Annotated in this window: 27 protein-coding genes; 21 read left to right on the top strand and 6 right to left on the bottom strand. The window is 41.6% G+C overall.

All coding sequences use genetic code 11. The features are described 5' to 3' along the window. Window positions 1-51 precede the first annotated feature (51 nt). The gene (locus DUK53_RS02520) at window positions 52-516 is read right to left on the bottom strand and encodes a hypothetical protein (protein WP_036131037.1); all 465 of its coding nucleotides are present in this window, start codon (window positions 514-516) and stop codon (window positions 52-54) included. Between the two features lie 165 nt (window positions 517-681). Between DUK53_RS02520 and DUK53_RS02515 the strand changes: the two genes are divergently transcribed. Then, window positions 682-1,605 carry an alpha/beta fold hydrolase gene (locus DUK53_RS02515; protein WP_036131041.1) on the top strand — a complete coding sequence of 308 codons (924 nt, stop codon included), beginning with the start codon at window positions 682-684 and terminating at the stop codon, window positions 1,603-1,605. Between the two features lie 58 nt (window positions 1,606-1,663). On the opposite strand, the gene DUK53_RS02510 is transcribed toward DUK53_RS02515, so the two are convergent. The 4 genes from DUK53_RS02510 to DUK53_RS02495 form a co-directional block, all read right to left on the bottom strand. Further along, window positions 1,664-2,911 (bottom strand): glutamate-5-semialdehyde dehydrogenase, encoded by a 1,248-nt coding sequence (locus DUK53_RS02510; protein WP_036131044.1) that lies wholly within the window; start codon window positions 2,909-2,911, stop codon window positions 1,664-1,666. Beyond that, complete coding sequence (proB, locus tag DUK53_RS02505; protein ID WP_036131045.1) at window positions 2,908-3,735, bottom strand: glutamate 5-kinase; 828 nt, start codon at window positions 3,733-3,735, stop codon at window positions 2,908-2,910. The genes DUK53_RS02510 and proB overlap by 4 nt, the downstream gene beginning before the upstream one ends. Before the next feature lie 105 nt (window positions 3,736-3,840). Further along, on the bottom strand, window positions 3,841-5,031 hold the full coding sequence (locus DUK53_RS02500) for a PrsW family glutamic-type intramembrane protease (protein WP_036131049.1): 1,191 nt from the start codon (window positions 5,029-5,031) through the stop codon (window positions 3,841-3,843). Window positions 5,032-5,121: 90 nt separating this feature from the next. Beyond that, window positions 5,122-5,535, bottom strand: a complete 414-nt coding sequence (locus DUK53_RS02495) for a helix-turn-helix domain-containing protein (protein ID WP_036093826.1) — start codon at window positions 5,533-5,535, stop codon at window positions 5,122-5,124. Window positions 5,536-5,684: 149 nt separating this feature from the next. Between DUK53_RS02495 and DUK53_RS02490 the strand changes: the two genes are divergently transcribed. The 18 genes from DUK53_RS02490 to DUK53_RS02405 all read left to right on the top strand — a co-directional run bounded on the left by DUK53_RS02490 (window position 5,685) and on the right by DUK53_RS02405 (window position 23,882). Continuing rightward, entirely contained in the window at window positions 5,685-5,900 is a 216-nt protein-coding gene (locus DUK53_RS02490; RefSeq protein ID WP_036093828.1) for a helix-turn-helix domain-containing protein, read from the top strand. A 187-nt stretch (window positions 5,901-6,087) separates the two neighbouring features. Beyond that, window positions 6,088-7,041, top strand: a complete 954-nt coding sequence (locus tag DUK53_RS02485) for a hypothetical protein (RefSeq protein ID WP_036131051.1) — start codon at window positions 6,088-6,090, stop codon at window positions 7,039-7,041. A gap of 118 nt (window positions 7,042-7,159) precedes the next feature. Then, a complete protein-coding gene (gene tig, locus DUK53_RS02480; protein WP_036093833.1) occupies window positions 7,160-8,455 on the top strand; it encodes a trigger factor in 1,296 nt (431 codons plus the stop codon). Window positions 8,456-8,922: 467 nt separating this feature from the next. After that, the gene (clpX, locus tag DUK53_RS02475; RefSeq protein ID WP_036093835.1) at window positions 8,923-10,182 is read left to right on the top strand and encodes an ATP-dependent protease ATP-binding subunit ClpX; all 1,260 of its coding nucleotides are present in this window, start codon (window positions 8,923-8,925) and stop codon (window positions 10,180-10,182) included. A gap of 204 nt (window positions 10,183-10,386) precedes the next feature. Next, window positions 10,387-10,986, top strand: coding sequence for a signal peptidase I (gene lepB, locus DUK53_RS02470; RefSeq protein ID WP_052164856.1), 600 nt, complete (start codon window positions 10,387-10,389; stop codon window positions 10,984-10,986). A gap of 298 nt (window positions 10,987-11,284) precedes the next feature. After that, entirely contained in the window at window positions 11,285-11,824 is a 540-nt protein-coding gene (gene sipZ / locus DUK53_RS02465; protein WP_036093838.1) for a type I signal peptidase SipZ, read from the top strand. A gap of 12 nt (window positions 11,825-11,836) precedes the next feature. Next, a complete protein-coding gene (gene ylqF, locus DUK53_RS02460; RefSeq protein ID WP_036093839.1) occupies window positions 11,837-12,730 on the top strand; it encodes a ribosome biogenesis GTPase YlqF in 894 nt (297 codons plus the stop codon). Next, the gene (locus tag DUK53_RS02455) at window positions 12,705-13,484 is read left to right on the top strand and encodes a ribonuclease HII (protein WP_036093840.1); all 780 of its coding nucleotides are present in this window, start codon (window positions 12,705-12,707) and stop codon (window positions 13,482-13,484) included. Before ylqF ends, DUK53_RS02455 begins: the two co-directional genes overlap by 26 nt. A 149-nt stretch (window positions 13,485-13,633) precedes the next feature. Further along, window positions 13,634-14,494, top strand: a complete 861-nt coding sequence (dprA, locus tag DUK53_RS02450; protein ID WP_036093841.1) for a DNA-processing protein DprA — start codon at window positions 13,634-13,636, stop codon at window positions 14,492-14,494. Window positions 14,495-14,775: 281 nt separating this feature from the next. Next, window positions 14,776-16,854: a type I DNA topoisomerase gene (gene topA, locus DUK53_RS02445; RefSeq protein WP_036093842.1), complete on the top strand. Its 2,079-nt coding sequence runs from the start codon at window positions 14,776-14,778 to the stop codon at window positions 16,852-16,854. 79 nt (window positions 16,855-16,933) lie between these two features. Further along, window positions 16,934-18,238 carry an FADH(2)-oxidizing methylenetetrahydrofolate--tRNA-(uracil(54)-C(5))-methyltransferase TrmFO gene (gene trmFO / locus DUK53_RS02440; protein ID WP_036093843.1) on the top strand — a complete coding sequence of 435 codons (1,305 nt, stop codon included), beginning with the start codon at window positions 16,934-16,936 and terminating at the stop codon, window positions 18,236-18,238. 253 nt (window positions 18,239-18,491) lie between these two features. Beyond that, window positions 18,492-19,394 (top strand): tyrosine recombinase XerC, encoded by a 903-nt coding sequence (gene xerC / locus DUK53_RS02435; protein ID WP_036093844.1) that lies wholly within the window; start codon window positions 18,492-18,494, stop codon window positions 19,392-19,394. 28 nt (window positions 19,395-19,422) lie between these two features. Beyond that, window positions 19,423-19,950 carry an HslVU peptidase proteolytic subunit gene (gene hslV, locus DUK53_RS02430; RefSeq protein ID WP_036093845.1) on the top strand — a complete coding sequence of 176 codons (528 nt, stop codon included), beginning with the start codon at window positions 19,423-19,425 and terminating at the stop codon, window positions 19,948-19,950. A 13-nt stretch (window positions 19,951-19,963) separates the two neighbouring features. Further along, on the top strand, window positions 19,964-21,364 hold the full coding sequence (hslU, locus tag DUK53_RS02425; RefSeq protein ID WP_036093846.1) for an ATP-dependent protease ATPase subunit HslU: 1,401 nt from the start codon (window positions 19,964-19,966) through the stop codon (window positions 21,362-21,364). Between the two features lie 20 nt (window positions 21,365-21,384). Beyond that, window positions 21,385-22,164 carry a GTP-sensing pleiotropic transcriptional regulator CodY gene (codY, locus tag DUK53_RS02420; RefSeq protein WP_036077117.1) on the top strand — a complete coding sequence of 260 codons (780 nt, stop codon included), beginning with the start codon at window positions 21,385-21,387 and terminating at the stop codon, window positions 22,162-22,164. Window positions 22,165-22,263: 99 nt separating this feature from the next. Further along, window positions 22,264-22,686 (top strand): acyl-CoA thioesterase, encoded by a 423-nt coding sequence (locus DUK53_RS02415; protein ID WP_036093848.1) that lies wholly within the window; start codon window positions 22,264-22,266, stop codon window positions 22,684-22,686. 15 nt (window positions 22,687-22,701) lie between these two features. Beyond that, a complete protein-coding gene (locus tag DUK53_RS02410) occupies window positions 22,702-23,016 on the top strand; it encodes a hypothetical protein (RefSeq protein WP_036093849.1) in 315 nt (104 codons plus the stop codon). Then, window positions 23,016-23,882, top strand: coding sequence for an aldose 1-epimerase family protein (locus DUK53_RS02405; RefSeq protein ID WP_036093851.1), 867 nt, complete (start codon window positions 23,016-23,018; stop codon window positions 23,880-23,882). The genes DUK53_RS02410 and DUK53_RS02405 overlap by 1 nt, the downstream gene beginning before the upstream one ends. 39 nt (window positions 23,883-23,921) lie before the next feature. Here DUK53_RS02405 and plsY read toward each other — a convergent pair whose 3' ends face one another. Then, the gene (gene plsY, locus DUK53_RS02400; protein ID WP_036093853.1) at window positions 23,922-24,515 is read right to left on the bottom strand and encodes a glycerol-3-phosphate 1-O-acyltransferase PlsY; all 594 of its coding nucleotides are present in this window, start codon (window positions 24,513-24,515) and stop codon (window positions 23,922-23,924) included. A gap of 192 nt (window positions 24,516-24,707) precedes the next feature. On the opposite strand from plsY, the gene DUK53_RS02395 reads away from it, so the two are divergent. Further along, window positions 24,708-26,006, top strand: coding sequence for a purine/pyrimidine permease (locus tag DUK53_RS02395; protein ID WP_036093855.1), 1,299 nt, complete (start codon window positions 24,708-24,710; stop codon window positions 26,004-26,006). A gap of 66 nt (window positions 26,007-26,072) precedes the next feature. Beyond that, window positions 26,073-26,492: a CoA-binding protein gene (locus DUK53_RS02390; protein WP_036093856.1), complete on the top strand. Its 420-nt coding sequence runs from the start codon at window positions 26,073-26,075 to the stop codon at window positions 26,490-26,492. Window positions 26,493-26,905 lie beyond the last annotated feature (413 nt).

Below are 26,905 nucleotides of genomic sequence, written 5' to 3'. Positions count from 1 at the left end.
TATAAGCATAAAAAAGAACGGTAGCAATAGAAAAACCACCGTTCGTAATTATTATACCGTTAATGAAACCAAAAGGATATCTTTTTTCGAGATATCTAAAAATGGTAATTTCACGCGTGTATCCAAGCAATAAGCATTATATAGAACTGGTTTTAAAGCCGTTTTTGTGTTGTCAATCGTACCGATAAAGCGATTAATTTCTTGATACAGTGTCTCAGGATGTTTCAACGAGGCGATTTTTGCATCAATTCGATTCTGACTGACATTCACATTCGAAACTTTAATAGCCTCATCAAAATCGTCATTAATCGATTCACGAGTCAACTCGACCTGCGTATAGCCATTGTCCGCCCAATCAATCTCAAGAATGTGACAATCGTCCAAAATCAAGAAATCACCAGTCCAAAGCTTGCCGTCTATTTCCACGACCATCCGAGTGTTGGCAAAAAGCTCCTTGTTACCATATTTCTTCAAAACATAGTCAAACATTTGTAAATGCGCGATATCATTTGTCATGTTAACATCTCCTTCATGCTTCTATTTTAACATGTTGTGATTATGTGAACAAGTGTTAAAAGTGCTAAATAACGCAAAAAAAAAAACGAAATCAGCGAGTAGCATATTTGGGAATTCTAGAATGACTCATGTATAATGGAATTATATGAGAAGAGGAGGGGTACGATGCATACAGAAGTGAAGGTAGAAACGCATGACCAATTATCGTTACACGTACATATTTGGGAGAAAGTCGCAGAACCAATCGGCATTGTGCAAATTATTCATGGCATGGCAGAGCACGGCGCGAGATATAGCCAGTTCGCGGAATATTTAAACACACAAGGATTTATCGTGATTGCCGATGATCATCGCGGCTTTGGTAAGAGTGCGGAGGATGCTACGAAACTTGGACATCTCCCTTTTCCAGACGGATTTGAGGCGATGGTGGCGGACGAAGAAGTAGTGGCGACCTTTATTAAAGCACGTTACCCGAATCTTCCGCACCTTCTTTTTGGCCACAGCATGGGGAGTTTTGTCACGCGTGTGTTGATTACGAGATATAACGTGGACGCAGCGATTTTGGCAGGAAGCGGCTTGCAACCAGACCCACTTTTGAAATCAGGGTTGTTCTATGCCAAACTACGCGCACAAAAAAATGACACCAAACGTAGCAAAATCCTGCATAAATTATCATTTTACGGCTTCAATCGTGAATTTATCGCGGAAAAGCACCCATTTAGCTGGCTTTCTCGGGATAAGGCGGTGCATGAAGACTACATGGAGGATCCGTTTGGCGGGCAGGTTGTCGGCTCACTCGGCTTCTACCATAGCTTGCTTCGAGGTGTCGAGCAGTCGCAAAATCCGGAAACAATCTTGAAAACGCCAAAAAATCTCCCATTACTGCTTATTTCAGGAAGCAAAGATCCAGTTGGACACCTTGGCAAAGATGTGCCGAAATTAGCCGTGAAATTTGAAAAAGCAGGGGTGCAAGATGTGACGTTAAAAATATACGAAGACGCGCGCCATGAGCTGACAAATGAGATTAATAAAGAGCAGGTTTTTGAAGATGTCGCTTCTTGGTATAAAAAATATGTAGCGACTAAATAATGGTGAAAACAGCAAATCAACTCGTTTGAAGAGTTATCGATTTGCTGTTTTTTTTATCTTATTCGCGTATTTGGCCTTCACCGTAAATGATGTATTTTGTCGATGTCAACTCGTTTAAGCCCATTGGACCGCGAGCGTGTAGTTTTTGAGTGCTGATACCGATTTCTGCGCCGAAGCCGAATTCGAAACCGTCTGTGAAGCGCGTGGAAGCATTGACGTAAACCGCCGCGGCATCGACTTGCTGCAAGAATTTTTGACTTGTGAAGTAGTTGTCTGTGACGATAGCTTCGGAATGCCTCGTTCCATATTTGTTAATGTGAGCAATTGCAGTATCTACGTTTGGCACCACTTTAATCGCTAAAATGTAATCGGCATACTCTGTCTCCCAATCAAGTTCGCTCGCTGGAATGACATCAGAAACGATGCTTGCGACTGCTTCATCGCCACGAATCTCAACATTTTCTGCACGGAGTCGGGAAACGATTGCTGGCAGAAAATCATGGGCAACAGCTTCATGAATCAAGAGCGTTTCGGCAGCGTTGCAAACAGAGGGGCGGCTGGCTTTGGCGTTAACGATGATTTTCGTCGCCATTTCTTGCTGGGCCGCGCTATCAATATACACGTGACAATTACCCGTCCCGGTTTCGATAACAGGGACCGTTGCATTCTCAAGGACAGCTTGGATTAACCGAGCGCTACCACGTGGAATCAGAACATCGAGATAGGCGTTTAGCTTCATGAGCTGTTGCGCGGTGTCTCGTGACGTGTCTTCCACAATCTGTACAGCATCTGCGGGGAAACCAGAGCTAGCTAGCGAATCGCGAATCACGCGCACGAGGGCGAGATTGGAATGAAAAGCCTCGCTTCCACCGCGGAGAATCGTCGCGTTGCCTGTTTTGAAACAAAGAACTGCAGCGTCTACCGTGACATTCGGCCGTGATTCGTAAATGATACCAATGACACCCAGTGGCACGCGCTGTTTCCCAATCGTTAATTCCGCTTCATTTTTCCACATATGCATGACTTCGCCGATTGGATCGGCGAGTGCAGCTACTTGTTTCACGCCCTCCGCGATGTCTACAATGCGTTCTGGCGTTAAGCGCAACCGATCAAGCATGGCGTCCCGGATACCATTGTCCGATGCGGCCGCTAAATCTTTCTCGTTAGCCGCTAAAATAGTAGCAGTATTCGCAACTAAAGACACGGCAAGCGATTGCAAGGCCTCATTTTTCGCCTTCGTTTTTGCTTGTGCTAATACCAATGCAGCTGCTTTCGCTTGTTTTCCTTTTAGAATGAGTTCGGTCATCGTTTCGTTTCCCCCTTCACTAAATCCTTCGCAGCAAATAAAGTTCCCACTGGATCGCCATTCATAATATCAAAAATAGTACCCGGATTATTCCCGTTTGTCAGCACCATTTTCCCACCGTTTTTCAAAACTCTTTCAGCAGCGGCGAGCTTAGTCAACATACCGCCAGTGCCAAATTCGGAGCCTTTTCCACCAGCTAAGGCTTGTAGTTCCGGCGTGATCTGGTTGATCTCGGTAAACATGGTCGAGTCAGGATTTTCATTCGGATTACTATCATAAAAACCGTCGATATCCGACAACATAATCAGCAAATCGGCTTGAATAACCTCGGCCACAATCGCAGACAATCGGTCGTTATCGCCGAATTTTGTAAGGTGCTCAATCTCTTCAATCGCAACCGTATCATTTTCATTGACGATAGGCACGATTTCGTTTTCGAGTAACTTATTGAACGTATTAATCACGTTTTTGCGGCTGACAGGATAATCGATGACATCACGAGTCAGCAGAACTTGCCCAACCGTATGCCCATATTCACCGAAAAACTTACTATAAATATGCATCAGTTCACTTTGTCCGACCGCTGCAATCGCTTGCTGTTCAGGAATCGTAGTAGGGCGTGTAGCTAATTGCAGTTTATGACAGCCAACGCCGATCGCGCCAGAAGAAACGAGCACGACTTCCTTCCCTTCATTAGAAAGGTCGCTGAGAACCATCGCTAATTTTTCAATAGTTCGTAAATTTATATTGCCATTTGGATACATGAGCGTACTAGTTCCAACTTTAATGACAATTCGCTTGCAGTTCTTTAAAGATGTACGCATAGAACGAGTCTCCTTTTTAAGTCGAATTATATTCCATTCATTGTACACTATTTCGGCGCACAAAAAAACCCATTCTATCAAAAAAAGATAGAACAGGTCGCAAATTTACGCTTTTGCAGGCTTTTTACCTGAGATTTGGCGTAAACCTTTATTGATAAGCGAGAAGATAACAACCCAAACAACAACGATAAGTAAAATTTGTTTGAATGCAATCTGTGGTAGCGGATTCCAAGGACAATCCCAAAGGAAATGAAGACCAATCGGGATAATGAATAGGCTAAGGAATCTGCCCGTGAAGATATGGCGTATTTGGAGCTTCGGATCGGAGCCTTTTGCAATCATAAGTGCGGCACCAGAAATGGCTGCCCAGACCACATGTCCACCGATAGACTGCCAACCACGAGAGAAAATAATGCTTAACATCGTATCGCCGGCAAATTGGAGATTTTTAAATACCGCTGCGGCTTCGATACTGTAATTAAACGCATAACCGAGAGATTCAAAGGCCGCAAAACCTGCCCCAACAGCAGCCCCGATAAGTAAACCATTCAAAATATATTTTGGCTTCAGTGCCACAATAAAGAGGGCGACGATGACCATTTTACCCGTCTCTTCGATGATTCCGACCAAGAATGCGTTAAAATAGTTCAGTTTTCCAACAGGGATTAAATCGTATAGAATCAGCGTGGCAACGAGTGCCGCGACACCACCGATAAAAAACATTTTCAAAACATCGAAGAAACTAATATTCCGCGGCGCATTGATTTCAAAAAATAGCACAAGCACTGAAAACGGCATCGTAAATGACCCAATAACCATCAAGCCAGGAATCGTATTCGAATTAGAAAAAATATAAGTACAAGCGAGCAATAAGAAATATGTGATAGCTAGCGCGAAAAATACACGAGAGAACAGGAACGGTCTTGTCCACGAAGATGCAATATCTCCCTCTTTCGGCGTTGTGTAAGTGGTACCTGCGATAAAGACTTTCTCACTATCTGATTTAGGATGCTTTTTAAACACATCCGCAAAAATATCGCCTAAACCTAAATGTTGTACCCCATTTTTTTCGTGTGGGTGGTGATTGACATCTTTCTTAGGGCCTTTTGGAGCGTCATGCGGTTCGTGAATAGTATGGAAAATCGGGCTATCCTTTAAAAGCAGCCATTCTCCGCTTTCCTCTTGCTTCACTCGCGTTTCGGCAGTTAATTCCTTTCTTTTGTATAGTGTTTTGAGTTCGTAATCTGTTAATGGACCAATTGTCTTGTCATTTTTTTGAAAATACCAATGAGACAAATGGATCGCCTCCCTTATTTATATTTATAGTCTTTACCTATTTCCACAAAAAGAATAGGTTGAAACTTAATATATATAGAAAAAGCGATTTTAGTTGCCCTTGCGAAGTTCGGTATTGAGGCTTTGCGCCTGATTTAACAGAAATATAATTGTATCGTCAATAAACTTAACAACTTCAGGGCGAATGGGTTTCGCATCGAGCCGCATATTTTCTTCAAAACGGAGGTCTTGCCTTATTTGTTCTAATGTTTTCGCGATATCAGGATGTTTTTCTATCTCGCTTGGCTTATAGTCAGAATCATTTTTTTGACCGATCAGATAATCAACAGAAACATCAAATAGCATAGAAATATGGCGTAACATCTCAATGTCGGGCTCTCTGATGCCGTACTCCCAGTTACCGTATGTAGATACCGCGTTAAGACCGAGTCGTCTTGCCGTCTCTGCTTTCGTCCAACCTTTCTGTTCTCTTAAAATAGTTAATCGATGACTTAGTTTTGGCATTTAATCACTCCTTTTAGAAGATATTATATCACAACTTACACAATACGGCTATTTTATTACACGTAATGACTTGTATCGATTTGACAGTAACTATTAGAGTTGATATTATGGTTTTATAAACACAAATTGAGTAGAATGGAGAGATACACATGAAAGCAACTGCAGACAAGAAAATCAATTGGGCGAAAGTGAGAAAGAGAAGAGAATCTTTAGGCATTTCGCAAGCGTTTATTTCAAGAAAAATGGGATATAAATACAGTAGCGGTTACTCCAACCTGGAGAAAGGGATGGTACGATTAACGGCAGAAAAAGCAGCGGTTCTGGCAGAAATTTTGCGTTGTAAACAAGAAGATTTTTTCAAATAAATCCCTTCAAAACGTGGCGATATGTCACGTTTTTTGTGTGTCAATAGAAATAAAACAAAAAAAGAATATCAACTAGACGGGAAATCGTGTAAAATGGAATCAAATGGAGACGTGCGCGTGAAAGATACAAAGCTTACAGGTTGCGCGTCATTAAAAATGGACTTATTCTGTGAGGAGTTTTTTGGCGATGAAGGGATCAGATATTATTTTTCCTACTATTGTAGAGATGTTTTTAAAAGATGGCATCACGATTCTTGGTGAAGAAGAGGAATATGTAGTGCAGAAATTTTTGGAACAAGCCTATGTGGAGCAGCCGTGTAATGAGGCGGTTGTTTATGCATTAATTAAATTTTACAATGCTAAACAGATGTTTGAGGAAGCGAGAGAAGTTGGACAGGCTTTCTTGATGATGGATGGCTACAACAAGGCAATATTAGGTGAGCTATCGGCTACATTCTTATCGCTGAACGAGATGGATACGTATTTCAGTTTGGTGAAGCAACATCTGGATAAAGAATCGCAGCTGGACACTATCGAAACGAGTGGCGCTGAGGAAGCGAGTAATGTAATTCCATTTCCGAAAAAAATCAAGCCGAGACGGAGTGTCACGAATTTTCTAGAATGGGGTACGGCGGAGCAATTGGAATTTTTGCAACAGGCAAGATTTCATGATGTTGAGCCTTACTTAGAGCCATTCGCTTTATTCTTAAAAGATGCAACGACCTCTCCATTCGTGAAATCGATGATATTTGAGCTTTTACAAGAAAAGAAAGTGGATGCCGTTTTCTTAGTGAAGAAGGTGGGCATGGAGGAACAGGTGAATCCTAGTAAAATTCCGCTTTTGACTAGTGATCCGTTTATAGAAGAATTGATTGAAAAATTAACAAGGCGATGGGAACATACAAATCCGAGTCTTTTAGAACAGTTGTTAGTCATTGTGCAACAACACGTATTTGTCATGTATCCATTCCGGTTTCCATCTGAGAATACTGAGCTTTGGAGTGAGGCGTACAGCAAGTGGTTATCGCAAATGTACGGCGAAATCTGGCGAGATAATGCGGATTTAAGCCATGAAGAACTAATGGAAGCAACTCAGTTTATCGAGAAAATGGAGCAGGCACAGCAAAATTATCTGCTTTAACCAGAGGATTGTAGTTTTCAAGTCGATAAGTTTTATGGTATTATGTATGAGTGCGACTGAAATCAGTATTGAGGAATCAAGACTAATAACCAGTAAATAGATGTATGGAGGGAATACCATGTCAGTAAAATGGGAAAAAAAAGAAGGTAATGTTGGTACATTAACTTTCGAAATCGATCAAGATCAAATCAAAGTAGGAATGGACAAAGCGTTCCAAAAAGTTCGTAAAAATCTAAACGTACCAGGCTTCCGTAAAGGGAAAGTGCCGCGTCAAATTTTTAACCAACGTTTTGGTGAAGAAGCATTGTACCAAGATGCATTAGATATCATGTTGCCAGAAGTTTACGCAGCTGCTATTGAAGAATCTGGAATTGATCCAGTGGACAACCCGCAAATCAATGTAGAATCAATGGAAAAAGATGCTGCTTGGGTATTAACAGCAGAAGTTACTGTGAAACCTGAAGTGAAACTTGGCGACTACAAAGGCGTTGAAGTAGAAGCACGCGATGCGAAATTAACAGACGAAGAAGTGGATGCTGAGCTTAAGAGCATGCAAGAACGTCAAGCAGAATTAGTAGTCCGTGAAGATGCTCCAGCTGAGGATGGCGATACAGTTATTCTTGATTTTGAAGGATTTAAAGACGGTGTTGCTTTTGAAGGCGGCCAAGCAGACAATCACTCATTAGAACTTGGATCAGGTTCATTCATCCCAGGTTTTGAAGAGCAAGTGGTTGGTTTGAAAGCTGGTGAAGAAAAAGATATCGAATTAACATTCCCAGAAGAATACCACGCAGAAGATCTTGCTGGTCAAGCGGTCGTATTCAAAATCAAAGTACACGAAGTTAAAACAAAAGAAGTTCCAGAACTTGACGATGAGCTTGCAAAAGACATCGACGAAGAAGTGGAAACTCTTGCTGAATTGAAAGAAAAAGTAACAAAACGCTTACAAGAAGCAAAAGAAGAGAGCGTTGTGCAAGCGAAACAAAATGATGCGATTGCAAAAGCGGTAGAAAATGCAGAAGTGGAAATTCCACATGCAATGGTTCACCACGAAGCAGATCACATGATGAACCACTTTGCGCAAGATTTACAAGCACAAGGATTAACTCCTGAGCTTTACTATCAATTCACTGGTCAAACAGAAGAAGCGATGCATGCACAAATGGAAACTGACGCTGAAAAACGCGTAAAAACTAACCTAGTTCTTGAAGCAATTGCTGAAGCTGAGGGCATCACGCCAACAGAAGCAGACATTGACGAAGAAGTAAAAACACTTGCTGACAAATACAGCATGGAAGTAGACGCAGTTCGTGCAGCATTAGGCGATATGAACGAATTGAAATCTGACCTTAAAATCCGTAAAGCAATCGATCTTTTAGTAGAAAATGCTAAAGAAGTAAAAGCAGCGGAATAATTTTTAGGAAGCAAGACAATTCACTAGTATGTTTAGGAGAGGGCATGAGTTTATAACTTGTGCCCTTTTGTTGCGCCGCTTATGACGTTGCTTTCTGAATTAGAGGCCGCAATATGAGTGCGAGCATTCGTTCCATAAACTTGTTTGAGCGTTGTTTTTACGGCAATTAAGGACTAAATCAGAGGAATCCACTGTGGAGAAACAGGACTTCATCAAGTACAAAAATACCATCCTTAAGCCACTATTTATCACAAGCTCATCAAAATACCCAACTGTTCAAGCTTCTTATAAAGCACGCATTTTTTCCAAATCAAAACCTCAACACGCATACAAACAAAGCAAGTATGCAACCTACTCAATGTTTCTTAATAGCATTTCTCACAAACTAGTGATATGATAAACAGACATAAGCTTGTTTTATAAGGCATTACGCTTATGAAAACACTTAATTAGAAGGGGTGAAAACCTTGTTCAAATTTAATGACGAAAAGGGAACGTTGAAATGTTCTTTTTGTGGCAAAACACAAGACCAAGTGCGCAAATTAGTTGCAGGACCTGGCGTGTATATTTGTGACGAGTGCATCGAATTATGTAACGAAATTATTGAAGAAGAGCTAAATGTGTCTGAATTTGTGGACTTTGGCGATGTGCCGAAACCTCAAGAGATTCGCCGCATTTTAAGTGATTACGTTATCGGTCAAGACCGTGCGAAAAAAGCATTGGCTGTGGCGGTTTACAATCACTATAAGCGCATCAATTCTAACGAAAAAGCAGACGATGCTGTGGAACTATCTAAGAGCAATATCTGCCTAATCGGACCAACTGGTAGCGGTAAAACATTGCTAGCACAGACGTTGGCTAGACTTTTGAACGTGCCATTTGCCATTGCAGATGCTACGAGTCTGACAGAAGCTGGTTACGTTGGTGAAGATGTCGAAAATATTCTGCTGAAACTGCTTCAAGCGGCTGATTTTGATGTAGAACGTGCTGAAAAAGGTATTATCTACATTGATGAAATCGATAAAGTAGCGCGAAAATCAGAGAATCCATCTATTACGCGTGATGTTTCCGGTGAAGGTGTGCAACAAGCCTTGCTGAAAATTCTTGAAGGAACGGTTGCAAGTGTTCCTCCACAAGGCGGGCGCAAGCATCCACATCAAGAATTTATCCAAATCGACACAGGCAATATCCTGTTTATCGTCGGTGGTGCTTTTGATGGCGTTGAACAAATCGTTAAAAATCGTCTCGGTGAAAAAGTCATCGGATTCGGAACAGAAAACGAGCAATTAAAAGAAGATGAAACGTATCTTTCTAAAGTTGTTCCCGAAGATTTACTGAAATTCGGTCTAATTCCTGAATTTATCGGACGTTTACCGGTTATTGCAACATTAGAGCAATTGGATGAAGAGACACTAATCTCGATTTTGACAGAGCCAAAAAATGCTCTTGTGAAACAATACCAAAAAATGTTAGAACTTGATGACGTCGAACTTGAATTTACAGCAGAAGCTTTATCAGAGATTTCCAAAGAAGCGATTGCTCGTAAAACGGGAGCACGTGGTCTTCGCTCGATTATTGAGCATATTATGTTGGAAGTTATGTTTGAGATTCCTTCCCGTGATGATATCAAGAAATGTATCATTACGAAAGAAGCCGTTACTGGTGACGCTGAGCCACAATTACAGTTAGAAGACGGTTCTATTATCCCAATTAAAACATCCGCTTAATGGAATGGAAAACGCTAAGTCCAGATGATGGATTTTAGCGTTTTTCTTTTTGGGAATGGGGTAAACAGTAGGTAGGAAAGCAAGTGTATATTAGAAATGGATTAGAATTACTCTAGCACAGTATATTTTGCTGTTTTTTTCAAAGCGTTTCATGCTATACTTTAACTTGTGTTTAGTAGTAATTGTAGAGAGGAACTAGAGGATATGGATAGTGAGACTAATGAGACTAAAAAAACTGGTCGTGGCAAAGGTAAGGCAATATGGGGTTGGGTTCAGGTAATCCTTGTGGCCGTTATACTTTCCATGGCGCTCCGCTATTTTGTGATTTCACCAGTTACAGTATTTGGGGATTCTATGTACCCAACGTTGCATGATGGAGAGCACTTATTTATTAATAAAGTAACAGGTCCAGATCGATTTGATATTATTGTATTCCCAGCACCTGACGAGAAGGATACGGAATACATCAAACGCGTGATTGGATTGCCAGGAGATACAGTGGAGTACAAGCAAGATCAACTGTATATAAATGGTAAAAAATATGACGAACCATACTTAGATGAAGCAAAAAAAGACCTTTCTAATGGTTATTTAACGACATTAAATGATGGTGCGCAAGGTAATCCTAACTTCTCCTTAGCCACAATTCCAGCGTGTGGAGGGGCTACGAAGGTACCAGAGGGCAAATTGTTCGTGCTAGGTGATAATCGCCCTATAAGTAAAGATAGTCGCTATATTGGCTTTATTGACGAGGACAAAGTACTAGGAAAAGTCATTTCGTTCGGAAAGTCGTTGCAAAAATAAGGAACTAAGTAGAATATCTCTAATCTTATTTGTGGTAAGAGTTTAATTTTGCTATAAAAAAATCGAGCGAGAGCGTTTGTATTCAGAGAGTTTGGTGAAAGCCGGAAGCGGAGCGTACGACTGTACGTGAGAACCGGAAGTTCGCCAAACTCTCTGAATGCGAGCGCTTTTCGCCGATTTATTTGGGTTATGGACCAGACCCAAGCTTTTTTTTTATTATTAGTGTATACTTAGAACTATAAAAAAATTAAGTCAGAAGGGTGATAAGTCTAGCAAGAGGTTTAGGGGAGATGGGATTTTGAACGAAAAGAATTTAAAATTATTATGGAGTTGGACCTGGGCGATTGTGCTGGGCCTATTTCTAACGATACTTATCCGTTTCTACTTTTTTGTGCCTGTCATGGTAGACGGTTCTTCGATGATGCCGACGCTGCATGATGGAGATCGGGTCATTATTAATCGCTTTGGAAATGTGAATCGCTTCGACGTGATTATTTTTAAAGATGATAATAGAGAGTATGTGAAGCGTGTGATAGGCGTACCTGGCGATAAGATAGTGTATAAGAATGATGAGCTATTTATCAATGGAAAAAAGCAGGATGAGCCGTATCTGGATACGTATAAAAAACAACTAGGAAACGCATTATTAACAGATGATTTTAGTACAGAAGACATGATTTCAGGAGGCGTTGTGCCAAAAGGAACGGTTTTCGTGTTAGGTGATAATCGCCGTGCAAGTAAGGATAGTCGGATTATGGGACCGATTCCAGAGTCGAAAATACTTGGAACAACCCCGATTTGCTATTGGCCACTGGAGCACGCGAAGTTTATTCGATAAAAGGAGTTTATTATGACAATACAATGGTTTCCGGGTCATATGGCAAAAGCCCGTCGTGAAGTAACAGAGAAATTGAAGTTGGTGGATGTGATTTTTGAATTGGTGGATGCGAGGATTCCTTATTCTTCGTCTAATCCGATGCTTGAGGAGATTATTCACCAGAAAAGACGCGTGATTATTTTAAATAAAGCAGATACAGCCGATGAGAAAGTGACGCAGGAATGGATTGATCATTTTGCGGAACGCGGATTGCCAGCGGTCGCTGTGAACGCACAAGAAGGGAAAGGGATGCATAAAATCGAACGGGCTGCCGAAGCGTTGATGGCGGAGAAATTTGAACGTCAGCGTAGCCGTGGTATGAAACCGAGAGCGATTCGGGCAATGATTTTAGGGATTCCAAACGTTGGGAAATCGACGTTGATTAACCGTCTTGTGAAGAAGAATATTGCGAAAACTGGGAATAAACCAGGCGTGACGAAAGCGCAGCAGTGGATTAAAGTTGGGAAAACGTTGGAGCTACTTGATACTCCGGGAATTTTATGGCCGAAATTTGAAGATCAGCGTGTTGGTTATAAGTTGGCGCTTACAGGTGCAATCAAAGATGATTTGCTACATATGGAAGATATCGCTGGGTTTGGCTTGCGCTTTTTAGAGGAACATTATCCGGAAAAACTGCATCAATGGCTGCAAATTGAGACTTTGCCTGAGGAAACGACGGAGGTCCTGGCGATGATTGCAGAACGGCGCGGTATTTATGATCGCTATCGTGATCCTGATTATTCGCGTGCGGCTGAATTACTAGTGAGAGAGATGCGCCAAGAGAAAATGGGCCGCGTTTCCTTTGATTTTCCAAGTGATTTGATAGTGGAGGACGATGAAAATGGCGGAGAAGCTAGCGATAATTAAAGAACGATTGCAATCTGTGACTTCTGAGGCGGATCCGTTTTTTCAAGAATGCCTTTTAGATGAGCGTAAGGGTGTTGCCAAATTAGTCGCTACGTTTCGGCGTGAACAGGCGAAAAAAGAGGCGCTCCTTGTTCAGTTAGAAGCGATGAAATACTATGAAAATGAGGCCAGAGCTAAGGGGTTTCAAGTCATCGCCGGAATCGATGAGGTTGGGCGTGGGCCGCTTGCTGGGCCAGTAGTTGCTGCTGCGGTGGTGTTGCCGGCTGATTTTGATGTCGTTGGCGTCAATGATTCGAAGCAGTTGAATGAGGCGAAGCGTGACCAATTATATGACACGATTCTAGAAAAGGCACTGGCTGTCGGTATAGGTGTTAAATCGCATGAGGTCATTGATGATGTCAATATTTATGAAGCCACTAAATTAGCGATGGCAGAGGCTGTTGATTCATTATCTTTGAAACCAGATTTCTGTCTGATTGACGCGATGCCTTTGAAACATTGTGAACATGAGTTGTCCCTGATCAAAGGGGATAGCAAAAGCGTATCAATCGCAGCAGCATCTATTGTTGCAAAAGTAACTCGCGATAGAATGATGGCATCATTTGATGAGGAATTTCCTGGATATGGTTTTGCGAAGAATATGGGTTATGGGACGAAAGCACATCTGGATGGTCTTGAGAAACAAGGAGTATGTCCTATTCACCGCTTGACTTTTGCGCCAGTGAAAAATATTTTTTTAGGCACTAAAAGCTAGTTGAAAAAGCAGTAACAACGATAGAAATTATCTTTTAAAGAAGTTGAGATGATTTTATTGTTTGAAACTGCTTTTTTGCTGTTTTTGACACAATTTACAAAATGGGAATGAGGGGATAAGATAAGGAAAACGTAAAGGAGAAATGATACATGAAAAACTGGTTACTGCGTATGAAATATTGTTCGTCGATTTCTGTTAAACAACTGGGAAGATTATGGCGCGAGTTTCCAGTAGAGCAGCTACGAAAGATCTCTGCTGAAGAAATAGCGGTAAGTCTAGAAATGTCAGAAGAACAGCGCGAACGATTTAAAGATGATTTTTCTCGCTTTCATTTAGCGAATGTACTATTGGAATTGGAGCGGTATCAGATTACACTTATATCGATTGAAGATGCTTGTTATCCTGCGTTATTACGTGAATTGTATGACCCACCATTACTTTTATTTGCAAGGGGAAATGTAGAGCTATTAGCATGGGAAAAACTTGCTATCGTAGGCACCCGAAAGATGACGGAGTATGGCAAACAAATAATAGGCCAGCTAGTTGCGCCGCTCTGTAAAGAATCGTTAACTATTGTAAGCGGGTTAGCAATGGGAGTAGATGCAGAGGCGCATCGAGAGGCTATACGTGTCGGAGGGAAAACAATTGCGGTCATTGGAAGTGGATTCTTACAATTTTACCCCCTTGAAAATAAGCAACTGTTCGAAAAAATAATGAACGATGGACTTGTATTAAGTGAGTACGCACCGCATGTTACAGCACGAAAATGGCATTTTCCAGAACGAAATCGTATTATTAGCGGGCTATCATTGGGAACGCTGATTGTACAGGCGGAGAAGAGAAGTGGTTCACTTATCACAGCAGATGCAGCATTAAATCAAAATCGGGAAGTCTTCGCGGTACCAGGCAGCATTTTTCAACTTAGCTCTGCTGGGACGAATAAATTAATTCAAGAAGGAGCGAAATTAGTAATGGAAGCTTCAGATATAATGGAAGAATTGCGTCAATAAGGATAAAATTCTACATTTTAAGTGATTAGGCTTGCATTTCTCGCGTATTTGATATAAGTTGGCTAAAGAATCATCATTATTCCGAACAGGCAAAAAAATAGATGGAATAAAAATGAATTGACAAATAGCACAACTAAGGATAACATTTACTACTGATTACACGTTTCATTTTTGTAATTAGAGTTGGAGACTATTTAAAATCGGAAGCTGAATGTCAGAAGAATGATTCTGTCGCGCTCCGCCGTCTTAAATGCGTATCCCAAATTAGGGAGGAATTAACAATGGCCGATTATTTAGTAATAGTAGAATCACCAGCAAAGGCAAAGACAATTGAGAAGTACCTTGGCAAGAAATACAAAGTAAAGGCATCTATGGGACATCTACGGGATTTACCAAAGAGTCAAATGGGTGTGGACACAGAGAACAACTTTGAACCGCGTTATATCACGATTCGTGGTAAAGGTCCTATTTTAAAAGAACTAAAACAAGCTGCGAAAAAAGCGAAAAAAGTGTATCTCGCAGCCGATCCAGATCGCGAGGGTGAAGCAATTGCTTGGCACCTTGCGACAAGTCTTGGTTTAGACCAAACAGATGATTTACGCGTTGTTTTTAACGAAATCACAAAAGAAGCTGTGAAAGAATCCTTTAAACATCCACGTAAAATTGATATGGATCTAGTAGATGCACAACAGGCTCGCCGTATTCTAGATCGACTAGTAGGATATAATATCAGTCCTATTCTATGGAAGAAAGTGAAAAAGGGACTGAGCGCTGGTCGTGTCCAATCTGTCGCGCTCAAACTCGTGATTGATCGGGAAAATGAAATCAAAGCCTTCATACCAGAAGAATACTGGACCATTGATGGTAATTTCAAAAAAGGAAAAAAAGAGTTCCAAGCTAATTTTTATGGTATGAACGGGAAGAAAAAGAAACTTTCCACAGTTGAAGATGTCAAAGAAGTGATGTCAACGATTAAAGGGAAGCAATTTGAAGTTATCGATGTAGTAAAAAAGGAACGCCTGCGTAATCCGGCAGCGCCATTTACGACGTCATCCTTGCAACAAGAGGCTGCACGTAAGCTTAATTTCCGAACTCGTAAAACGATGATGTTAGCGCAACAATTGTATGAAGGGATTGCTTTAGGTCGTCAAGGAACGGTTGGTTTGATTACGTATATGCGTACCGATTCCACGCGTATTTCTGATACGGCGATTCAAGAAGCATCTACATTTATTACGGAGACATATGGCAAGGAATTTGGTCGTACGCAAAAGAGAAATGACAAGAAATCCAAAGGTTCTCAAGATGCCCATGAAGCTATTCGGCCAACCAGTGCAATGCGCTCTCCTCAGGAAGTCAAAGAATATCTAGGTCGTGACCAACTACGCTTATATCGTTTGATTTGGGAACGTTTCATAGCAAGTCAAATGGCTCCAGCTGTCTTGGATACGATGCGAGTGGATTTAGATAATAATGGCGTCATGTTCCGTGCCAATGGTTCTAAGATAAAATTTGCAGGGTTTATGAAGGTCTATGTGGAAAGTAACGATGATAATAAAGAAGAAAAAGAAAATATTTTGCCAGACTTGAAAAAAGGCGACAAAGTGGAATCGCAATCGCTAGAACAGCGTCAACATTTTACGCAGCCACCGCCACGTTTTACAGAAGCGAGACTGGTTAAGACTTTGGAAGAAGTGGGAATTGGGAGACCATCTACTTATTCGCCTACGCTTGATACGATTCAGCGGCGTAACTATGTATCGTTGGATAATAAACGATTTGTACCAACAGAATTAGGTGAAATCGTACATGAACTTATCCGTGACTATTTCCCTGAAATATTGGACGTACAGTTTACGGCAAATATGGAAGCGGAGTTAGATGAAGTAGAGCATGGTGAGATGCAGTGGGTGAAGGTTATTGACCAGTTCTACCAAGGCTTCGAGAAAAATGTCGAGCGAGCAGACAAGGAAATGGAGAAAATCGAGATTAAGGATGAACCGGCAGGGATTGATTGTGATCTTTGTGGCGCTCCAATGGTCTTTAAAATGGGCAAATACGGTAAGTTTTTAGCTTGTAGTCGCTTTCCAGATTGTCGTAACACGAAACCGATTGTTAAAGAAATTGGTGTTACATGTCCTAAGTGTAATGAGGGGCAAGTGATTGAACGCAAGAGTAAGAAAAAACGGATATTCTATGGTTGCGATCGCTATCCTGCATGTGATTATGTTTCTTGGGATAAACCAATCGCGCGTCCGTGTCCGAAGTGTAACGAGAAAGCCCTCGTTGAGAAGAAACTCAAAAAAGGTGTACAAATTCAATGTACTAATTGTGATTATAAAGAGCAACCACAACAATAGAATGCGTAAAAAAATAGCTAGACACAGTAGCAACAAGCGACCATCGCGCGTTGCTATTGTTCTGAATTGGAGGATAAAAATGGAGAAAAAAGTAAATGTAATTGGTGCAGGCTTGGCTGGAAGTGAAGCGGCTTGGCAACTAGCCAAACGAGGAATTAAAGTGGACTTATATGAAATGCGTCCTGTAAAGCAAACACCGGCGCACCACACTGACAAATTTGCTGAACTAGTGTGTAGTAATTCATTACGAGCGAATACGATGACCAATGCTGTAGGTGTTATCAAAGAGGAAATGCGTTTGCTAGATTCCATTATTATTGAAGCAGCTGATCAAGCTTCCGTTCCAGCGGGTGGTGCTTTGGCTGTGGATAGGCATGAATTTTCAAGCTATGTGACTGAGAAAGTGAAGGAGCATCCGAATGTTACGGTATACCATAAGGAAATTACAGAAATACCAGAAGGTCCAACCATTATTGCAACCGGCCCATTAACAAGTGAGGCGTTAGCTGGAAAAATCAAAGAACTCACTGGTGAAGAGTACTTATACTTCTACGATGCTGCTGCTCCAATTATTGAGCAAGATAGTATCGATATGGACAAGGTATATTTGAAATCTAGATACGACAAAGGGGAAGCGGCTTATCTCAATTGCCCGATGACGGAAGAAGAATTTAACGCGTTTCATGAAGCATTAGTAACTGCCGAAACAGCTAAACTAAAAGAGTTCGAAAAAGAAATTTTCTTTGAAGGTTGTATGCCGATTGAAGTGATGGCTAAGCGTGGTATTAAGACAATGTTATTTGGACCGATGAAACCAGTTGGCTTAGAAGATCCAAAGACTGGAAAACGACCATACGCTGTTTTGCAATTACGTCAAGATGATGCAGCAGGAACGCTTTATAATATGGTTGGTTTCCAAACACATCTGAAATGGGGAGATCAAAAACGGGTATTCCAAATGATCCCTGGTTTAGAAAATGCGGAAATTGTTCGTTACGGCGTGATGCATCGCAATACTTTTATTAACTCACCGAAAGTTTTATTACCAACGTATCAACTAAAAGCGCGTCCAGAACTGTTTTTTGCAGGGCAAATGACGGGTGTTGAGGGCTATGTTGAATCAGCAGCAAGTGGTTTAGCTGCCGGAATTAATGCGGCGCGTCTTGTTTTAGGCGAAGAGTTAGTTGTTTTCCCTCCAGAGACGGCCATTGGAAGTATGGCGTACTATATTACGAACACGAATACGAAAACATTCCAACCAATGAATGTGAATTTTGGTTTATTCCCAGACTTGCCAACAAAAATTCGTAGTAAACAAGAAAGAAATGAACAACATGCAAATCGAGCAATCACAGCAGTGAAAGAAGTTATTCCGACTTTATAAAAAAATAAGGGGATGCGGCTTTGATAAAAAGAAGCCGCATTGTCTTGTTTTTGATGTTTGAGGAAAAATATTACTGATAGAATTTAAACAAACTAGGTGAGTTCATTTTTTACTGAATCGCATTAGAATCCGTTTTATCCTTTAATTTACACTTTCCCGGTTCAATTCGAAAGGTTGCGAAAAATGTATAAAATTATTGCAACATCACACCATGTGTGATACGATGGACTTGTTTGAGAGGTGTATAAATGTGATGACTGGGCGAAATTGGGAGCAAGAGTTTAGCAATTACTTGAGCACTGAGCGCAATTATTCAGAACATACTAATATTAACTATCTTCATGATATTCGCGATTTTCATTCATTTATGATGGAGGAAGCAATTAATCATTTTACAGATGTGACGTATATGGATGTTAGACTATATCTCACATATTTACGCAAACAGGAATTTGCCCGCACAACTGTAGCCCGGAAAATTTCAAGTTTGCGCAGTTTCTATGCCTTTTTGCTACGGGAAAAAGTTATGATTGAGAATCCGTTCGCAATTGTTTCACATGCAAAGAAACAATTACGGTTGCCCAAATTTTTCTATTCCAAGGAAATGGAGGCATTGTTTGATGTCGTATACGCGAATAATGATCCGTTGACTTTACGAGATCGGGCTTTGCTTGAATTATTATATGCTACTGGGATTCGCGTGAGTGAGTGCGCAGGAATTCTATTGCCTGACATTGATCAAACCTATCAAGCCATTTTAATTAGGGGAAAAGGGAACAAGGAGCGGTACGTTCCATTCGGTGCTTTTGCGTTAGACGCTGTGAATGATTATACAAAAGGTGGCCGCACTATTTTGATGGAACACCATAAGAAGGAACACCAAGCGCTGTTGATAAATCATTACGGTGATCCGCTGACAGCAAGAGGTATTCGTTATTGTTTGAGCAAAGTGATCGAGAAGGCTTCTTTAACAAGGAAGATTCATCCTCATATGCTGCGACACACATTCGCGACTGATTTGCTGAATAATGGTGCGGATATGCGAACGGTTCAGGAATTATTAGGGCATGCAAGTCTTTCTTCCACGCAGATCTATACACATGTCACGAAGGAGCATTTGAAGGAAACTTATATGAGACACCATCCAAGAGCTTGATTTTTTTAGAAATGGAGGCGTATGGAAATTGACAACGATTTTTGCAATTCGTCACAATGGCAAATCTGCTATGGCCGGAGACGGACAAGTAACATTAGGAAATTCTGTCGTGATGAAACACACGGCTAAGAAAGTAAGGCGCCTTTTTCATGATAGAGTAGTGGCTGGTTTTGCTGGCTCTGTTGCGGATGCTTTTACGCTTTTTGAAAAGTTTGAAGGAAAATTAAATGAATATAATGGAAACTTAGAGCGAGCGGCGGTAGAACTTGCTAAGCAGTGGCGCAGTGATAATGTTTTGCGCAAGCTTGAAGCGATGTTGATTGTCATGAATGATGAGAAATTATTGTTAGTGTCGGGTACAGGTGAGGTTATTGAACCGGATGATGGCATTTTAGCGATTGGTTCTGGTGGTAACTATGCATTGGCTGCTGGGCGAGCGATGAAGCGTTTCGACGGTGACCGGCTAGAGGCGAAAGATATTGCTAGAAATGCGCTAGATATTGCATCCGAAATTTGTGTATTTACGAATGATAATATTATTGTAGAACAATTGTAAGGAGGGACTCGATTTGTCAAACATTCATTTAACGCCACGCCAAATCGTAGAAAAATTAGATCAGTACATCATCGGGCAAACGGGTGCTAAGAAGTCAGTCGCAGTTGCACTCCGGAATCGCTATCGCCGTTCATTGATGGCAGATGAGATCAGAGATGAGGTCATTCCTAAAAATATTCTGATGATTGGTCCAACTGGTGTCGGAAAAACGGAAATTGCTCGCCGTATCGCTAAAATCGTTCGTGCACCATTTTCCAAAGTAGAAGCAACGAAATTTACAGAGGTTGGGTATGTTGGGCGTGATGTAGAGTCCATGGTTCGTGATCTTGTAGAGGTTTCGGTGCGACTTGTGAAAGAGGAAAAAATGCAGATTGTTCGTGTAAAAGCGGAAGAAAATGCGGAGAAACGTCTTGTGAAATTGCTTGCGCCGAGTAAGAAGAAGCAAAAGCAGGCATCGCAAAACCCGTTAGAAATGCTTTTTGGTGGTGGAAATCAGCAGGCAGAAGAAGAAACGGAACCTGAGGATGACACAGTACGCTCCAAACGCAGTCAAATCGAATGGCAACTAAAGAGTGGCGATTTGGATAATGACTACGTAACCGTTGAGGTGAAAGAACAGCAAAGCCCAATGGCAGACATGTTCCGCGGTACCGGTATGGATCAAATGAGCGGCATGCAGGACGCTTTTTCAGGCCTATTTCCGTCAAAAATGAAGAAACGCAAAGTAACTGTGAAAGAAGCGCGCAAAATCTTGTTTGAAGATGAGGCTTCGAAACTGATTGATCAAGATGAAGTGGCGTCAGAAGCCATTTTACGCGCTGAACAAATGGGTATAATTTTCATCGATGAGATTGACAAAATTGCAAGTGGTGGTCAAGGTGGTGGCAATGCCCAAGTATCGCGTGAAGGTGTGCAACGGGATATCTTGCCGATTGTTGAAGGCTCGCAAATCGCGACGAAATATGGTACAGTCAACACAGAATATATTCTTTTCATCGCAGCTGGAGCATTTCACATGTCGAAACCGTCCGATCTAATTCCAGAGCTTCAAGGGCGTTTCCCAATCCGGATTGAGTTAGATAAATTATCCCAAGAAGATTTCGTGAAAATTTTAACGGAGCCGGATAATGCGCTAATTAAACAATATAAAGCATTGCTGAAGACCGAAGATATTGAACTTGTTTTTACAAAAGAAGCCGTAGAGCGGTTAGCTGAAATCGCCTTTCATGTCAACCAAGAAACGGACAACATTGGTGCTAGAAGATTGCATACGATTCTAGAAAAATTACTAGAAGACTTGCTTTTTGAAGCGCCAGAGATTACACTAGAGTCTGTCACGGTAACAGAAAGTTATGTGAACGACAAATTAGCCACAATTATGATGGATAAAGATTTAACGCAATTTATTTTATAAAAATTTTAGGAGGACTAATAATGAACTTATTAGCAAAAACAAGAAAAATTAATGCCATGTTACAAAATGCAGCAGGTAAAACGGTTAACTTCAAAGAAATGGCGGATACGTTAGCGGATGTTATCGAAGCAAACACGTATGTTGTGAGCCGTAAAGGAAAGCTTCTTGGTTATTCAGAAGTTTTACCAATCGAAAACGCGCGTATGAAACAAATGCTAGTGGAACGCCAATTCCCTGAAGAATATACGAACAGCCTTTTCAATGTAAATGAAACATCTTCTAACTTGGAGGTTTCTAGCCAGTACACAGCGTTCCCGATTGAGAATAGTGATCTTTTTGTCAAAGGTTTAACGACGATTGTCCCTATTGTTGGTGGTGGCGAACGTCTTGGTACATTGATTCTTTCTCGTCTAGAAAATGATTTCACGGACGATGATTTGTTGCTTGCTGAGTATGGCGGAACAGTTGTTGGGATGGAAATTTTACATGAAAAAGCAGAAGAAATTGAAGAAGAAGCGCGTAGCCGTGCGGTTGTTCAAATGGCAATCAGCTCTCTTTCTTACAGTGAGTTAGAAGCGATTGAGCATATCTTTGATGAGTTGAATGGTAAAGAAGGACTTCTAGTTGCTTCTAAAATCGCTGACCGTGTAGGGATTACGCGTTCAGTTATCGTTAATGCGCTTCGTAAATTAGAAAGTGCCGGCGTTATTGATTCTCGTTCACTTGGAATGAAAGGGACATTTATCCGTGTCTTGAATGATAAATTCCTAGTAGAATTGGAAAAATTAAAAAATCATTGATTAAAAAAATAAATTCAAGAAACTTCTGCTATTATTATAATTGTGGAAGTTTTTTCGTCGTGGTAGAATGGATATTGTGATGGAAGGAGGGGAAGTTAAGTGAAGTATCATGAGTCGACAATCGTTGTGCGTTATGCGGAGACGGATCAGATGGGCATTGTGTATCATGCGAATTACTTGGTGTGGATGGAGATTGGGCGTACTGATTTTCTGGAGAGCATCGGTTTGCGCTATTTTGATATGGAGCAGGAAGGCTATATTTCGCCAGTTTTAGATGTGCATATTTCGTATAAGCAAGCGATGAAGTATGGGCAAAAAGCGGTTGTGAAGACGTGGATCAAGTCGTATGATGGGTTTCGGATTGTGTATGGGTATGAAATCAGGCAAGAAGGCGGCAGTGAGATACATATTTCTGGTGAGACGGAGCACATCGCAGTTCGCAAAGCTGATTTTAAACCAGTGAGCACGAGACGGGCTTTCCCGGCGTGGCATGAGGCCTATTTAGAGGCAATGAAATCGTAATGGTAGGTGAGGACAATGGCTTTTGGTGTGAAACGAGCGGAACTTGAGGCATGGAAAAAACGAGCGGACAGCGGGGAAATCGCGTTTTTGACGCATTATTGGCTGGATGATCGTTTCCCTGATTCAAAAACGGTGACAAAGGCTGCTTGTGCGGATATAGCGAAACTGGAAGCGTGGGGTGCAACGTATGGTTTTAAACCGGAATGGATTGACAGACGGCACGGAGCCTATCCTCACTATGATTTGTTTGGTGATATACAACGAACGGTACTAAAAAAAGAAGGCGAATGGGATCAATTAGAGCGGTTTCATTTGAATGGTGATAAATAATGCTAAAATTAGAAAACGATACGATACTGGTAGAATTAAAAGAAGATGGCGCTGAATTAACACGAATCTTTGATAAGAATTCGGAAAAAGAGTTTTTATGGCATGCAGATGGTGCTTTTTGGGCAAGACATTCGCCGGTTTTATTCCCGACGGTGGGCCGGTTAGTAGAGGATACGTATTTGGTGGATGGCAAGCCGTTTCATTTGGGACAACATGGTTTTGCGCGTGATCGCGTATTTCATGTGACGGAGCAAGGAGAGAAATCGATTACATTACGATTGGAGTCTGACGCGGATTCCCTTGCGATTTATCCGTTTCGTTTTGCTTTGGAGATTGCTTATCGGATTGAAGGTGGAACGATTCATGTTGGCTATCACGTGATGAATTTGGATGACAAAACGATGCATTTCTCGATTGGCGCGCATCCTGCTTTTAATGTGCCATTTGTGCCGGGTGAGGTGTTTGAGGATTATTATCTGGAATTTGCGGCAGAGGAAGTACTCGATTCGTTGACGCTTTCGGGACCGTATTTGTCCGGGGAGAAAAAGAAAATTGCGGATGCGAAGAAATTACCGCTGAATTACGAGTTGTTTGGTAATGATGCGCTTATTTTTGAAGGATTAACGAAAAATGAGGTAACGATTCGCTCACGAAAAAATCGTCATTTTGTGAAGGTAGCATTTCCTGATTTTAAATACGTTGGGATTTGGACGCCGAAGCCAGGTACGCCGTTCTTATGTATCGAGCCGTGGTTTGGAATTGCGGATGCGAAGGGTGAATCTGTGGAGCTTAAGGACAAGCTAGGGATCGAGACGCTCGCTGTGGGTGCTGATTTTTCTAGCGAATATACGATTACTATTGGGTAAATAAAAAGAAGTTGGCCGCGGCCAGCTTCTTTTTTGATACTACATCCAACTTATTTTTGGTTCTTCGCCTTTTTTGATGCGTTTTATGTTTGGTATATGGCGGTAAATAATGAACACTGCAATCGCCGCGATGATACCGACTAGAATCCAGTCTTGGAAGAATAACGAGATAACCAGTGCGCTCGCAGCGGCGATCATAGAGCTAAGCGAGACGTATTTGCTGATTTTTAGAGATAGGGCAAAGATGATTAGTGCGACTAAAAACAGCCAAGGTGCATAGGCTAGAATGACTCCTGCAGACGTTGCAACAGCTTTCCCACCTTTGAATTTCGCGAAAACCGGAAAACTATGTCCGATAATGGCGAAAATACCCGTAAGCAACCAGAAATGATGGTTGACATCTAACTGGAAAAAGAACGGTAGAAGTGTTGCGGCGGTTCCTTTCAAAATATCCATCAAGGTGACGACGATGCCTGGTTTAACACCAAGAACACGGAAGGAGTTGGTCGCGCCCAGATTACCGCTTCCGAAATCACGAATGTCCTTTTTATAGAAAATTTTTCCGATCCACAAACCTGATGGGATGGAGCCAAGAATATAGGCGATGAGGCAAAGCAAAATGATCATTTCCATTGGTTTAGAAACTCCTTTTATTTCGAACTATGTATCTCCGCCATTATAGCATAAAAAAAAGATGCAGAATACCGTAGATACTTATTTATTTCATGGACTTTTTATACCAACTGGCGTAAAATAGAAAACTGGACAGGTTCCACATTTAAATTGAATAGTTAGAAAATAACACAAAAAGGAGTGGAGTTTGGAATGAAAATGGGAATTGCTGCATTGCAGTGGATGATTTTTATGATTGCGGCTGCGATCGTGGCGCCAATTGCGATTGCAGATTTATATCAACTGAGCGCTGTGGAAACGGCAGGCTTTATGCAACGAACAATATTTGTTTTAGGTGTAGCAGGACTGTTACAAGGCTTGCTTGGACACCGTTTGCCAATCCATGAAGGTCCTGCGGGATTATGGTGGAGCGTATTCACAATTTATGCAGGATTTATCGGTGTTTTATACACCTCAAATATCGAGGCATTACAAGCTTTATCAGGTGGTTTACTCGTAAGTGGTATCTTTTTTATCGTCTTAGCTGCTAGCGGATTTATCGGTGTCTTAGCGAAATTATTCACGCCGACTGTGACGTTTGTTTACTTGATGCTCCTCGTATTGCAACTGAGCGGTTCTTTTATAAAAGGGATGTTCGGAATCTCAGCGGCTCACCCGATAATGGACCCGTGGATGGCGCTGTTAAGCCTGATAGTGGTCATCGCAGCTTTTGCATTTGGACGGTCAAAAGTGATGTGGATTCGGCAGTATTCCGTGATATTTAGCTTAGTTCTTGGTTGGGGATTATTTTTAATTGCTGGAAAAGCACCACGTGTTGGAGAGGCACATTCTTGGTTTGATTTGCCGAAGCTATTTGCGTTTGGCATGCCGACATTTGATTCTGGTGTGATTACGACCGCGATTTTTATCACGTTGCTATTAATTACTAATTTAGTTGCTTCTGTGCGTTTGATGGAAGGAATCGTTGCTGGTAATAAGCCTAGTGATCCGAAAAGGTACAAGCGTGGCGGGCTAATTTCGGGCGTTAATCAGTTGCTAGGCGGCGGTTTTTCGGCGATTGGTTCTGTCCCTATTTCAGGAGCTGCTGGATTCGTCACACAAACCGGTCAGAAATCGATCAAACCATTTTTGCTAGGTTGTTTATTAGTCATTGGGATTACGCTATTCCCGCCGATTATGAACATTATGAGTGCGTTACCAGCACCGGTTGGCTATGCGGTAACATTTGTCATTTTCTCCAATATGGTTGTGATGGCATTGAAGGAGCTCAAAAAAATAACGTCAGGTGAGGAAAACGCGTACCTTGTTATCGGTATATCGATGATGATTGGCGTGGGTGTGATGTTCCTATCTCCTTCTGCGACAAAAGGATTATCAGCTGCGGTCATCGCTGTTTTGAATAACGGACTTATCGTTGGAAGTGTTTTTGCGATGCTATTAGAACAGTTTTTCTTATTTCGAGAAAAAGTTGTTTCTTCTAGGAAAAAATAAAATGCCGTTCTTGCTTGCTATTTCGCCTCCTCATCCGCTATGATGGACGTATAGGAGGGGATTTAGATGGCAATTTTGAACCCTGAAAGATCGGAAATTCATCAGATTTTGAACAAAGCGAAGCGAATCGCGGTAGTTGGGCTTAGTGACAACCCAGAGCGCACATCCTATCAAATCTCGGAGCGGATGCAACAAGAGGGGTACACGATTATACCGGTTAATCCGCGCGTAGATGAAGTTCTTGGCGAAAAAGCCGTGGCAAGTTTAGCGGACATCGAAGGGCATGTCGACATTGTTGATATTTTCCGAAGATCCGAATTCTTACCTGATTTGGCGCGAGAATTCGATCAAATCGACGCAGATGTCTTCTGGGCGCAATCCGGCGTTTCAAACGAAGAAGCCTACGATTTCCTAAAAGAAAAAGGCCACATCGTTATCATGGACCGCTGCATAATGGTAGAGTATTTGCTTTCTGGCAAGGGATAATGTTAGACTAGAAAGATAACCACAAAAAATGGTCTGGGACATAGCCCAAATAAATCGGCGGCAAGCGCTCGCATTCAAGGGGTTTGGCGGACTTCCGGTTCTCATGTACAGTCGTACACTCCGCTTCTGGCTTCCACCAAACCCCTTGAATACAAACGCTTTCGCTCGATTTGTGTAAAGCATAATTTACGTCTTACCCAATAAAGGACAAGGCGATTTTATCTTGTTCGGAATTTTGTCCCAGTCTATTTGACTTGCAAAAAAAATACATAGCCCTATAACCAATCCAATCAAAATTTTGAAGGACTAAAGTCCAAGTCCGTGCCGCGAAACCTCTGGGGGTCTAGAAATGCTTAGTTTCTAGGCAAAAGCGAGTACCGACACGGAATGTACGATTTGTACACGAGTATCGG

Origin of the sequence: Listeria sp. SHR_NRA_18 (assembly GCF_003856515.1) — a bacterium.
GTDB lineage: Bacteria > Bacillota > Bacilli > Lactobacillales > Listeriaceae > Listeria_A > Listeria_A newyorkensis.
This window is presented reverse-complemented; position numbering and strand designations above follow the sequence as displayed.